Here is an 11,596-nt window from a genome sequence, read left to right on the forward strand (position 1 = left end):
CTGCGCAGCGGAGCCCGCGATGCCCAGCCTCCTCGACCCGATCCGCCTCGGCGCGCTCCCCGCGCGCAACCGGGTGCTCATGGCGCCGCTCACCCGGGCGCGCTCCACCCGCGACCACGTGCCGACCGCGATGATGGTCGATTACTACGCCCAGCGCGCCTCGGCCGGCCTCATCATCTCCGAGGCGACCGGGATCAGCGCGCAAGGCCTCGGCTGGCCCTACGCGCCCGGGATCTGGACTTCCGAGCAGGTCGAGGCGTGGCGGCCGGTCACCGCCGCCGTGCATGCGGGCGGCGGCCTGATCGCGTGCCAGCTCTGGCACATGGGGCGGGTGGTCCATCCGAGCCTGCCCGGGCGCGGCCAGCCGGTCTCGTCCTCGGCGACAACGATGCCGGGCCTGGCGCGCACCTACGAGGGCAAGGCGCCCCATGTCGAGGCGCGCGCGATGACCGAGGACGACATCCGGGCCGTCCTCGACGATTACCGCAAGGCGGCCCGCAACGCCCTGGAGGCCGGCTTCGACGGCGTGCAGATCCACGCCGCGAACGGCTACCTAATCGACCAGTTCCTGCGCGACAACGCCAATTTCCGCACCGACCGCTATGGCGGTTCGATCGAGAACCGGATCCGGCTCCTGCGCGAGGTCGTGGCGGCGGTGGCCGAGATCGTCGGCCCCGAGCGCACCGGCGTGCGCCTGTCGCCCAACGAGGAGCGCCAGGGGGTGAACGACAGCAACCCCGAGCCGCTGTTCGAGGCGGCGTCGGCGGCGCTCTCCGAGATCGGCATCGCCTTCCTGGAGGTGCGCGAGCCCGGTTACGACGGCACCAACGGCAAGGCCGAGCGCCCGCCGGTGGCGCCGCGGATGCGGGCGGCGTTCCGGGGCGCCTTCGTGCTCAACTCGGACTATGACGGCGCCCGCGGCCAAGCCGCCCTCGATGCCGGCGCCGCCGACGCGATCGCGTTCGGCCGCCCCTTCATCGCCAATCCCGACCTGCCCCGGCGGATCGCCGAGGGGCTGCCGCTGTCGGCCGACGATACCGAGACCTGGTACACCGGCGGGGCCAAGGGCTACGTGGATTATCCGCCGGCGGCGTGAGGGCGGCAGACCGCTGGTCTAAGGCTGCCCGGTGAACAATGAGGCGCGATCTCTCCTCTCACCGCCAGCAAGGCTGTCCGGTGAAACGAAAGAGCGCAGGTTTGTCCCCTCCCCCTCTGCGGGGGAGGGTGGCCCCCCGAGGGGGCCGGGAGAGGGGGCGACGCTTCCGGAGAAGTCGCGCGCTTCATGACGCGCGCCAGCTAGATCAGCGTCGCGCTGCCCCTCTCCCGGCTCGCTCCGCTCGCCACCCTCCCCCGCAGAGGGGGGAGGGAAAAGCATGCGCCATTTCTTTCACCCGGACAGCCCTGCGCGGGCGGCTCGGCAAGCTCGTAGGGCGAGGGTGAGGGGGTGTTTCCGGAGGAGTCTCACTCGTCGGCCTGCGCAATGTCGCGTCGTACCGCACGTCGTCAATGGCACTTTCCGCCGGACCCGCGCCGTCCCGAAGGATAGCGCCCGCACCGACCACCGCGACATCAGCCCGAATCGACGTCATCGCCTGCATCGAAGACCCGCAACATTGCCGAAAACACAGGCAATGCTGCGCCGCAGCAAGCGCGTGGGACGGGTCTGTTCGCCTGTGTCGTCTTCCTGCCAGAAAGTGTCGCCCCCGGGCAAGACGCGACCCTTGGGGCAGATAGCTTTTCATCAGTATCCATCAAGACTGCACGGCCGACGCGTCGCGGGTGGCTCGCCGAATGGTCCCGTTCCGGAAAAGGTGTGGGCACATGCGCAACATGACCTTGACGGGCATCAGCAAGATCTTCGGCCGGAATCACGCGGCGGCCCTCGATCAGATCGCGCAGGGCAAGCGCAAGGCCGAGATCGCCGCCTCCTGCGGGGCGGTCGTCGGCTTGCGCGACATCTCGTTCGACGTCCGCGAGGGCGAGATCCTGATCCTGATGGGCCTGTCGGGCTCCGGGAAGTCGACGCTCCTGCGCTGCATGAACCGGCTCGTCGAGCCGAGCTGCGGGCGGATCCGCGTCGGCGACGTCGACGTGACCGGGCTCGGGTGCAAGGACCTGCTGGCCTTCCGCCAGCAGACCTTCGGCATGGTGTTCCAGCACTTCGCCCTGCTGCCGAACCGCACGATCCTGTCGAATGTCGGCTTCGGGCTCGAGATCAAGAACGTGCCGGCGCAAGCGCGGAACGCCCGCGCCATGGAGGCGATCGGCCTCGTGGGCCTCGGCGGGTGGGAGCACAAATATCCGCATGAACTCTCCGGCGGCATGCAGCAGCGGGCCGGACTCGCCCGGGCGCTCGCGGCCGATGCCGAGATCCTGCTGATGGACGAGGCGTTCAGCGCCCTCGACCCGCTGATCCGCCGCGACATGCAGGCGGAGCTGCGCGAGTTGCAGGCCAAGCTCGGCAAGACCGTGGTGTTCGTCTCGCACGACCTCGACGAGGCGGTAGCGCTCGGCGGCCGCATCGTCCTGATGAAGGACGGCGAGGTGGTGCAGATCGGTTCACCCGAGGAGATCGTGGCCCGGCCGGCCACCGACTACGTCGAGCGCTTCGTCGCGCATATCGACCTCTCGGCGGTGATGCGGGTCGAGCACGTCGCCGACCGCGCGGCGATCCTGCCCCACTGCCGGACGGTCGCGCAGGTGCGGGCGCTGGGGACCTCGCCCGAGGCGTGGTTCGTCGCCGGTCCCGACGGGCGTCTCGCCGGGCGCTTGGCGCGGGATCGCCTCGCCGCGGCCGGAGCCGACGAGCCGGTCGCCGCCCTCCTCGACCGCGAGGCCGGCGCCATCGCGGAGGGCACCCGCCTCGACGCGGCCCTCGCCCGGGTCGCCGCCGACGGCGCCCTCGCGGTCGTCGCCGAGGACGGGCGCCTGATCGGCGCGCTCACCCCCCGGGACGTCGTGCGGGCGCTCGCGTCGCGCGCGACAGCCCAGATCCCGCAACAGGACACGCATCACGGCAGCCCCGCGATGCAGCCTCAGCCGGCAGGAGCGGAAAGATGGAGTGGAGCGTCCCCAAATTTCCCCTCGACACGCTCAGCGACGACGGTCTCGACTGGCTCACCGAGCATGGCAGCTGGCTGACCCGCGCCGTCAGCCGCACGGTCTCGGACGGGATCGACGCGCTGACGGGCGCCCTCGTCGCGGTCCCGCCCTGGGCGGCGATCGCGGCGGCCTCGCTCGTGACGTGGAAGATCGGCGGCCGCCGGGTCGGCCTGCTGACGCTCGCCGGGCTCCTGTTCCTGTGGAACCTGCGCCTGTGGCAGGCGACGGTCGAGACCCTGGTCCTCGTCGTCCTGGCGACGGTCGCGGCGCTCGCCATCGGCATCCCGGTCGGGATCGCCTGCGCCCTCAGCCGGCGGGCCTGGCAGGCGGTGTCGCCGGTGCTCGACATGATGCAGACGCTGCCGAGCTTCGTCTACCTGATCCCGGCCCTGCCGTTCTTCGGGCTCGGCGCGGTCTCGGCCTGCTTTGCCACCATCGTGTTCTCGGTGCCGCCGGTGATCCGCCTGACCGCGCTCGGCATCCGCAGCGTGCCGGCCGAGCTGGTCGAGGCCTGCGACGCCTTCGGCGGGTCGGCGACGCAGAAGCTCCTCAAGGTGCAGTTGCCGCTGGCGTTGCCGACCATCATGGCGGGCGTCAACCAGACGATGATGCTCGCCCTCTCGATGGTGGTGATCGCCGCGATGATCGGGGCCGGCGGCCTCGGCCGGGCGGTCTGGCAGTCGATCCAGCGGCTGGAGGCCGGCGCCGGGTTCGAGGCCGGAATCGGCATCGTGATCGTCGCCGTCATCCTCGACCGCACCACGCAGGCACTCGCCGCCCGCGCCCGCCCGCCCGGCACCGTCGCCTGAGCGGCGCCGCCTCCTTTCTCCCCGACCGGAAAGACCGACCGATGCGCGCACGACTACTGGGTGTTCTCCTCTGCCTCGCCCTCACCCAGAGCCCGGCCGAGGCGGCGGACAAGCAGGTCCGGATCGCCTATGTCGAGTGGGCCGACGCCGTGGTCGCCACCAACATCCTCAAGCAGGTCCTGGAGGAGAAGGGCTATCAGGTGAAGGCGATCCCGCTCGCCGCGGCCGCGATGTGGCAGGCGGTGGCGACCGGCGACGCCGATGTCAGCGTCGCCGCCTGGCTGCCGCTCACCCAGGCCGCCTATTACGACAAGCTGAAGAACCGCCTCGAGCTGATCGGCCCGAACGTCACCGGCGCCAAGATCGGCTGGGCGGTGCCGGCCTACTCGACCCTGAACTCGATCGAGGACCTGAAGACCAAGGCGGCCGCGGTCGAGGGCAAGGTGATCGGCATCGATCCCGGCGCCGGCGTGATGAAGACCTCGGAGGCCGCGATCAAGGCCTACGGCCTGCCGGTGAAGCTCGTCGACGGCAGCGACGCCACGATGACCGGCGCCCTCAAGGACGCGCTCCGCCAGAAGAAGGACATCGTCGTCACCGCCTGGACGCCGCACTGGATGTTCGCCCGCTACGAGCTGAAATACCTCGCCGACCCCAAGAAGTCGTTCGGTGACGACGAGAGCGTCAACACGCTGGCGCGCAAGGGGCTGAAGGACGACATGCCGGAGGTCTACGCTATCCTCAAGAAGTTCAAGCTGTCGATCAAGGACGAGGAGGCGGTGATGGCGGAGAACGAGGAGAAGGGCGCCAAGCCCACAGAGACCGCCGCCAAGTGGATCGCCGCGAACCGGGCGATTGTGGATGGGTGGGTGAAGTAGCGGTTCTCTCGGCTTGATCTCATCGATCCGACACGCTGGATGTCATCCCGGGTTCTCGCCTTCGTCGAGCCTCGGGATGACGTCGAGACATTGGTCCAACTCGTCCTCACCCCTTCCGCTCGCTGCTCGGCGGCCGGCCGAAATGGTCCAGGTAGGCCTTCGAGAAATGCGACGCCGAGGTGAAGCCGCACTCGATCGCGATGGTGAGGAGCGGCATCGCCGTCTGGCGGATCAGGTGGCGGGCGTGCTCCAGGCGGATGCGCAGGTAATGCTTGGCCGGTGAGCGGCCGAGATACTTCAGGAAGAGCCGTTCGAGCTGACGCTTCGAGAGCTGCACCGACTCCGCCAGTTCCTGGCTGCCGACGGGCTCGGCGAAGGTCTTCTCCATCAGCCCGACGACCTGCAGCAGCTTCGGATGCGCGATGCCGAGCCGCATGCGCAGGTCCATGCGCTGGCGCTCGCCGGCCTCGCGGATGCGGTGGTGGATGAGCTGGTCGGCGACCGAAGCGGCGATGTCGGGCCCGTGGTCGCGCACGATCAGGGACAGCATCATGTCGGCCGCCGCCGTGCCGCCGGCGCAGGTGAAGCGGTTGCGGTCGATCTCGAACAGGTCGGAGCCGATCTCCAGCCCGTCATGCTCGGAGGCGAGGCTCGCCTGGTTCTCCCAGTGGATCGTCGCCCGGTAGCCGTCGAGGAGCCCCGCCTTGGCGAGCACGTAGGTGCCGGTGCAGACCGCCCCGAGCGCCGCGCCGCGGATCGCGCTGCGGCGCAGGGCCGCCTGGAGCGCCCGGTGGTCGCGGCGATGGATGTCGATGCCGCCGCAGACGATCGCCATGGCAAGCGGTGGCGCCTCACTGAAAGCGCCGGCGACCCGGACCTCGACGCCGTTCGAGGCGGTGCAGCTCTGCCCGTTCTCCGACCACAGCGAGTAGCGGTAGAGCTCGCGCCGCGCCGCCCGGTTGGCGAGGCGCAAAGACTCGATCGCCGACGAGAAGGCGATCATCGAGAACTGCTCGACCAGCATGAAGCCGACCGTCGTCACGTCCTCGCAGGCGATGCCGTCCTTCGCCATGATGTCGGCTTGCCCGACCGCCATCGTCCACATCCATCGAAACTTGAATCGAGGGCTTGCAGCGCCGCCTTGAGAATGGCTCCAGGCTGGCGCGCAGGGCAAGCAGGAAGGATGCCCCGAGGACGGGGGAATCGCGCATGGACCATCGCCATTCGGGTGAAGTCGCAAATCCCAAACTCGCGGTCGCCGTCGCGCAAGCCGCTCAGCCCCGCCGCTCCGATGATCCGGCAACACAGGAAGGCCGATCGATGCGCCGATTCTCCCTCTCGTCGCTGCTCTCCGAATCCCTCAAGGGGCACCGGGGCTGGGGCCGCCAGTGGCGGGACCCGCAGCCGAAGCCGGCCTACGACGTCGTCATCGTCGGCGGCGGCGGCCATGGGCTGGCCACCGCCTACTACCTCGCGACGGTGCACGGCATCACCAACGTGGCGGTGGTGGAGAAGGGCTGGATCGGCGGCGGCAATACCGGCCGCAACACCACGATCATCCGCTCGAACTACCTCTACGACGAGAGCGCCGCGCTCTACGAGCACGCGCTAAAGCTCTGGGAGGGCCTGTCCCAGGAGCTGAACTACAACGTGATGTTCTCGCAGCGCGGCGTGCTGATGCTCGCGCACACCCAGCACGACGTGCAGTCCTTCAAGCGACACATCTACGCCAACCGCCTCAACGGCATCGACAACGAGTGGTTGACGAAGGAGCAGTGCAAAGAATTCTGCCCGCCCCTCGATATCGGCGAGAGCCTGCGCTACCCCGTCCTCGGCGGCGCGCTCCAGCGCCGGGCCGGCACGGCGCGCCACGACGCCGTCGCCTGGGGCTACGCCCGCGGCGCGGATGCTCGCGGCGTCGACATCATCCAGAACTGCGCCGTCACCGGCATCCGCCGCGACGCGTCGGGGGCGGCGACCGGCGTCGAGACGACGCGCGGCTTCATCAAGGCCGGCCGGATCGGGGTGGTGGCCGCCGGCCACACCTCGACCGTGATGGCGATGGCCGACGTGCGCATGCCGCTCGAGAGCTACCCGCTCCAGGCGCTGGTGTCGGAGCCGGTCAAGCCCGTCTTCCCCTGCGTGGTGATGTCGAACGCGGTGCACGCCTACATCTCGCAATCCGACAAGGGCGAACTGGTGATCGGGGCGGGCACCGACCAGTATACGTCCTACAGCCAGCAGGGCGGCCTGCACATCACCACCCACACCCTCGACGCGATCTGCGAGCTGTTTCCGCAATTCACCCGGATGCGGATGCTGCGCTCCTGGGGCGGCATCGTCGACGTGACGCCCGACCGCTCGCCGATCATCGGCAGGACCCCGGTCGACAACCTGTTCGTCAATTGCGGCTGGGGCACCGGCGGCTTCAAGGCGACGCCGGGCTCGGGCCACGTCTTCGCCCATACGCTGGCTACGGCTGAGCCGCATCCGATCAACGCGCCCTTCACCCTCGACCGCTTCCGCACCGGACGCCTCATCGACGAGGCCGCGGCGGCCGCCGTCGCGCACTGATTGAGAGAACGAGGCGCCCGATGCTGCTGATCGCCTGCCCCCATTGCGGCAACAGACCCGAGACCGAGTTCCGCTGCGGCGGACAGGCCCACATCGCCCGGCCCGCCGACCCGGCGGCGCTGACCGACGCGCAATGGGCCGAGCACCTGTTCGTGCGCGCCAACCCGCGGGGCGTCCATGCCGAGCGCTGGTGCCACGCCCATGGCTGCGGACGCTGGTTCAATGCACTTCGCGATACCGTGAGCGACCGCTTCCTCGAGACCTATCCGGCGGGCGCACAGCCCACCCAGACCAGCGACGCGAGGGCGTGATGGCACAGCCGTTCAGATTGTCCCGGGGCGGCCGCATCGACCGCGCGCGCCCGGTCCGCTTCACCTTCAACGGCCGCAAAGTCGCGGGCTTTCACGGCGACAGCGTCGCCTCGGCGCTGCTCGCCAACGGCATCCACCTCGTCGGGCGCTCGTTCAAGTATCACCGTCCGCGCGGCATCCTGAGCCACGGCTCGGACGAGTCGAGCGCGCTGCTCTCGGTCGATCGCGGGCCGGGCCGGATCGACCCGAACAACCGCGCCTCGGTGGTCGAGGCGCGAGACGGGCTGACGACGCGGTCGCAGAACCACTGGCCCTCGCTCGAACACGATCTCGGGGCGGTCAACGACCTGCTGTCGCCGGTCTTCGTCGCCGGGTTCTACTACAAGACCTTCATGTGGCCCAAACAGTTCTGGGACAAGGTCTACGAGCCGGTGATCCGCGCGGCGGCCGGCCTCGGCAAGGCGCCGACCGCGCCCGATCCCGACCGCTACGCCAACCGTCACGCCCATTGCGATGTGCTGGTGATCGGTGCGGGGCCGGCCGGCCTCGCGGCTTCGCTCGCCGCCGCCCGCACGGGGAAACGCGTGATCCTCGCCGATGAAGGTCCGGAGCCCGGCGGCGCGCTCCTGCACGACGTCGATGCCGAGATCGACGGCCGGCCGGCATCAGAGTGGCTGGAGGCGGCCCTCGCCGAGCTCGATTCGCGCGAAAACGTCATCCTGCTCTCCCGCACCACCGCCTTCGGCTACTACAACCACAACCACGTCGCGCTCGCCGAGCGGGTCACCGACCATCTGCCCAACCCCGGCACTGCCCCGCGCGAGCGGCTGTGGCAGGTGCGGGCCGGCGAGGTGGTGCTGGCGACAGGCGCCCACGAGCGCCCGCTGGTCTTCGCCGACAACGACCGCCCCGGCATCCTGCTCGCCGAGAGCGTGCGGGTGTTCCTCAACCGCTACGGCGTGGCACCCGGCCGGCGGCTCGTCGTCGCGACGAGCGGCGCCTCGGCCTACGCAACCGCCCTCGACGCCCAGGCGGCGGGCCTCGCCGTCACCCTGGTCGATCTGCGCGCGGAGGAGGAGTGCGGCCCGGAGCTGGCCTCGTTACGCGCCGCCGGCATCGCGGTTCTGACCGGCCACACGGTGATCGGCGCCAAGGGGGGCAAGCGCGTCACCGGCCTCGTCGTCGCGCCGGCCGACCGGGCCGGGCGGTGCGGGGCGCATCGCCTGCTGCCGTGCGACTGCGTCGGCATGTCGGGCGGCTGGACGCCGGCCGTGCACCTGTTCTCGCAATCCCGCGGCAAGCTCAGCTTCGACGCCGCCATCGACGCCTTCGTGCCCGGCACCTCGGTGCAGGCCGAGCGCTCGGCCGGTGCCGCCAACGGCGTGTACGACCTCGCCGAATGCCTCGCCCAGGGCGACGCCGCCGGCGCCGCGGCGGCCGGGTCGGAGGAGCGCCGCCGCTTCGCCGCGAGCCCGACCCTCACCGGCTTCCGGCCGGTCCGCGCGATGCCGACCGATGCCGACCCGGCCAAGGTCCGGGCCTTCGTCGATTTCCAGAACGACGTCACCGCCAAGGATATCGGCCTCGCCGTGCGCGAAGGTTTCCGGTCGATCGAGCACGTCAAGCGCTACACCACGACCGGCATGGCGACCGACCAGGGCAAGACGTCCAACATGAACGCCCTCGGGATCGTCGCGGGCAAGCTCGACACGACCCTGCCGAGCGTCGGCACCACGACCTTCCGGCCGCCCTACACGCCGGTCACCTTCGGCACCCTCGTGGGACCGGCGCGCCACGCCCTGTTCGATCCCATCCGCACCACGCCGATCCACGACTGGGCGGAGGCGCGGGGCGCGACGTTCGAGAACGTCGCCCTGTGGCGCCGCGCCTGGTACTTTCCGAAGCCCGGTGAGGATAGGCACCGGGCGGTCGCCCGCGAGTGCCGGGCGGTGCGCGAGGGCGTGGGGATCTTCGACGCCTCGACGCTCGGCAAGATCGAGGTGGTCGGGCCCGACGCCGCCGAGTTCATGAACCGGCTCTACGTCAATCCGTGGCTGAAGCTCGAGGTCGGGCGCTGCCGCTACGGGCTGATGCTGAAGGAGGACGGCTACATCCTCGATGACGGCGTGGTCGCCCGCGTCGCGCCCGATTGCTTCCACGTCACGACGACGACCGGGGGGGCCGCCCGGGTGCTCGCCCATATGGAGGATTACCTCCAGACCGAGTGGCCGGATCTCGAGGTCTTCCTCACCTCGACCACCGAGCAATGGGCGGTGATCGCCCTCCAGGGGCCGAAGGCGCGGGCGGTGATCGCGCCCCTCGTCGAGGGGATCGACCTGTCGCCCGAGGCCTTCCCCCACATGGCGATGCGCTCGGGAACGATCTGCGGCGTGCCGACCCGGCTGTTCCGCGTCTCGTTCACCGGCGAGCTCGGCTTCGAGATCAACGTGCCGTCCGACCATGCCCTGGCGGTCTGGGAGGCGGTCCACGCCGCCGGCGAAGCCCACGGCATCACCCCCTACGGCACCGAGACGATGCACGTGCTGCGGGCCGAGAAGGGCTACATCATCGTCGGCCAGGAGACCGACGGCACGGTGACGCCGGACGATGTCGGCCTGTCGGGCATGATCGCCAAGGCGAAGAAGGACTTCGTCGGCAAGCGCTCGCTCGCCCGGCCCGACGTGGTGGCGAGCGGCCGCAAGCAGCTCGTCGGCCTCGTCACCGACGATCCCGCGCTCGTCCTCGACGAGGGCGCGCAGCTCGTCGCCGATCCCGGCCAGCCGATCCCGATGCGGATGCTCGGCCACGTCACATCGAGCTATGCCAGTCCGAGTTGCGGGCGCTCGATCGCCCTCGCCCTCGTGGCGGGCGGACGGGCGCGGCTGGGCGGCCACCTCCACGCCACGACGCCGGAGGGCTTTGCCCGCGTCACGGTCGTCGATCCGGTCTTCCTCGATCCCACAGGCGAGCGCATCCATGCTTGAGGCTCTCTACCGAACCGCCCGCGCGCTCCCCCTCGGCCGTTTCCCCGCCGCCGACCCGGCCGGGTCCGGCCTCGTGATCCGGCCAACCGGGCCCGAGGCGCGGTTCTCGTTGCGCGTCCGCGACCCAGCCGCCTCGGCGGCGGGCCTTCCCCTCGACCGGCCGATCAATACGGTGAGCGGCGACGCGCGGCGCTGGATCGCCCGGCTCGGCCCCGACGAGTGGCTGATCGGCACCGATGAAGCCGAGGCCGACACCCTGCCGGGGACGATCAGTGCCGATCTCGGCGAGCGCTTCCACGCGATCGTCGACATCTCGCACCGCAATGTCGGCATCGACGTCGGCGGCGCGCGGGCCGCCGTGGCGCTCAATGCCGGCTGCCCGCTCGATCTCGGCGAGGCCGCCTTCCCGGCGGGCTCCGCCACCCGCACGCTGCTCGGCAAGGCGGAAATCGTGCTGATCCGGCATCCCGGCGCTGGATCGCAGTATCGCGTCGAATGCTGGCGCTCGTTCTCGGCTTATGTCCACGGCTTCCTGGTCGAGGCGGCGCAGTCGGCGGGGTGAGGGGTTGTTCGGTCGATTGATTCTGTCAATCTGACGCACGGATCGACCCAACCTCCACGTCATGTATGGACGGCCCCCGTTTCGCAAGGGTTTGTGAGCATCGGTTTGAGCCAGTCGGTTCAGGAGCAGTCATGTATCCGGCCTCTGATGCCGTCGTGCCGCCGCGGTTGATGCGACGAGGACGACGGCGGGCCACCAAGGGGTGCGCACAAGCGTTCCTTGCGAAGAACCAGGCTCCCAACATCCCGACGCGCTGTGACGCGCGATGACGTGGCGGAGTGTCCTGGTCCCAGGTCCCTCATCCTGCTCTGGCCTTGGCCGTGCTTACAGCTCCTTGCTCACCGAAGGTCGCGTCCCGCCGCTCCTCAAGCGGCGG

The 11,596-nt window shown here is 70.2% G+C and carries 9 protein-coding genes; 8 read left to right on the top strand and 1 reads right to left on the bottom strand.

Annotation, left to right across the window (positions count from 1 at the left end):
- Positions 1–19 precede the first annotated feature (19 nt).
- The 4 genes from BM430_RS31055 (at position 20) to BM430_RS31070 (ending at position 4,789) form a co-directional block, all read left to right on the top strand.
- Positions 20–1,096, top strand: a complete 1,077-nt coding sequence (locus BM430_RS31055) for an alkene reductase (protein ID WP_093571071.1) — start codon at positions 20–22, stop codon at positions 1,094–1,096.
- A 725-nt stretch (positions 1,097–1,821) separates the two neighbouring features.
- Positions 1,822–3,141 (top strand): quaternary amine ABC transporter ATP-binding protein, encoded by a 1,320-nt coding sequence (locus BM430_RS31060; protein WP_093571072.1) that lies wholly within the window; start codon positions 1,822–1,824, stop codon positions 3,139–3,141.
- The gene (locus tag BM430_RS31065; RefSeq protein WP_093571073.1) at positions 3,057–3,911 is read left to right on the top strand and encodes an ABC transporter permease; all 855 of its coding nucleotides are present in this window, start codon (positions 3,057–3,059) and stop codon (positions 3,909–3,911) included. Before BM430_RS31060 ends, BM430_RS31065 begins: the two co-directional genes overlap by 85 nt.
- A gap of 41 nt (positions 3,912–3,952) precedes the next feature.
- The gene (locus BM430_RS31070; RefSeq protein WP_093571074.1) at positions 3,953–4,789 is read left to right on the top strand and encodes a glycine betaine ABC transporter substrate-binding protein; all 837 of its coding nucleotides are present in this window, start codon (positions 3,953–3,955) and stop codon (positions 4,787–4,789) included.
- Between the two features lie 106 nt (positions 4,790–4,895).
- Here BM430_RS31070 and BM430_RS31075 read toward each other — a convergent pair whose 3' ends face one another.
- Positions 4,896–5,885 carry a GlxA family transcriptional regulator gene (locus BM430_RS31075; protein WP_244539748.1) on the bottom strand — a complete coding sequence of 330 codons (990 nt, stop codon included), beginning with the start codon at positions 5,883–5,885 and terminating at the stop codon, positions 4,896–4,898.
- A gap of 224 nt (positions 5,886–6,109) precedes the next feature.
- Here BM430_RS31075 and BM430_RS31080 point away from each other — a divergent pair, with 224 nt between their 5' ends.
- The 4 genes from BM430_RS31080 to BM430_RS31095 are packed head-to-tail and all read left to right on the top strand — an operon-like array spanning position 6,110 to position 11,220.
- Positions 6,110–7,363, top strand: a complete 1,254-nt coding sequence (locus tag BM430_RS31080) for a sarcosine oxidase subunit beta family protein (RefSeq protein ID WP_093571075.1) — start codon at positions 6,110–6,112, stop codon at positions 7,361–7,363.
- Positions 7,364–7,383: 20 nt separating this feature from the next.
- Complete coding sequence (locus BM430_RS31085; protein ID WP_093571076.1) at positions 7,384–7,674, top strand: sarcosine oxidase subunit delta; 291 nt, start codon at positions 7,384–7,386, stop codon at positions 7,672–7,674.
- Positions 7,674–10,658 (top strand): sarcosine oxidase subunit alpha family protein, encoded by a 2,985-nt coding sequence (locus BM430_RS31090; protein ID WP_093571077.1) that lies wholly within the window; start codon positions 7,674–7,676, stop codon positions 10,656–10,658. Before BM430_RS31085 ends, BM430_RS31090 begins: the two co-directional genes overlap by 1 nt.
- Complete coding sequence (locus BM430_RS31095) at positions 10,651–11,220, top strand: sarcosine oxidase subunit gamma (RefSeq protein WP_093571078.1); 570 nt, start codon at positions 10,651–10,653, stop codon at positions 11,218–11,220. Before BM430_RS31090 ends, BM430_RS31095 begins: the two co-directional genes overlap by 8 nt.
- The last annotated feature ends 376 nt before the right edge of the window (positions 11,221–11,596 follow it).

Source organism: Methylobacterium sp. 174MFSha1.1, from assembly GCF_900116815.1.
Lineage (GTDB): Bacteria > Pseudomonadota > Alphaproteobacteria > Rhizobiales > Beijerinckiaceae > Methylobacterium.

Coding starts and splice junctions, on each gene's coding strand:
- BM430_RS31055 (WP_093571071.1), top strand. CDS start 20: ATGCCCAGCCTCCTCGACCCGATCCGCCTCGGCGCGCTCCCCGCGCGC.
- BM430_RS31060 (WP_093571072.1), top strand. CDS start 1,822: ATGCGCAACATGACCTTGACGGGCATCAGCAAGATCTTCGGCCGGAAT.
- BM430_RS31065 (WP_093571073.1), top strand. CDS start 3,057: ATGGAGTGGAGCGTCCCCAAATTTCCCCTCGACACGCTCAGCGACGAC.
- BM430_RS31070 (WP_093571074.1), top strand. CDS start 3,953: ATGCGCGCACGACTACTGGGTGTTCTCCTCTGCCTCGCCCTCACCCAG.
- BM430_RS31075 (WP_244539748.1), bottom strand. CDS start 5,885: ATGGCGGTCGGGCAAGCCGACATCATGGCGAAGGACGGCATCGCCTGC.
- BM430_RS31080 (WP_093571075.1), top strand. CDS start 6,110: ATGCGCCGATTCTCCCTCTCGTCGCTGCTCTCCGAATCCCTCAAGGGG.
- BM430_RS31085 (WP_093571076.1), top strand. CDS start 7,384: ATGCTGCTGATCGCCTGCCCCCATTGCGGCAACAGACCCGAGACCGAG.
- BM430_RS31090 (WP_093571077.1), top strand. CDS start 7,674: ATGGCACAGCCGTTCAGATTGTCCCGGGGCGGCCGCATCGACCGCGCG.
- BM430_RS31095 (WP_093571078.1), top strand. CDS start 10,651: ATGCTTGAGGCTCTCTACCGAACCGCCCGCGCGCTCCCCCTCGGCCGT.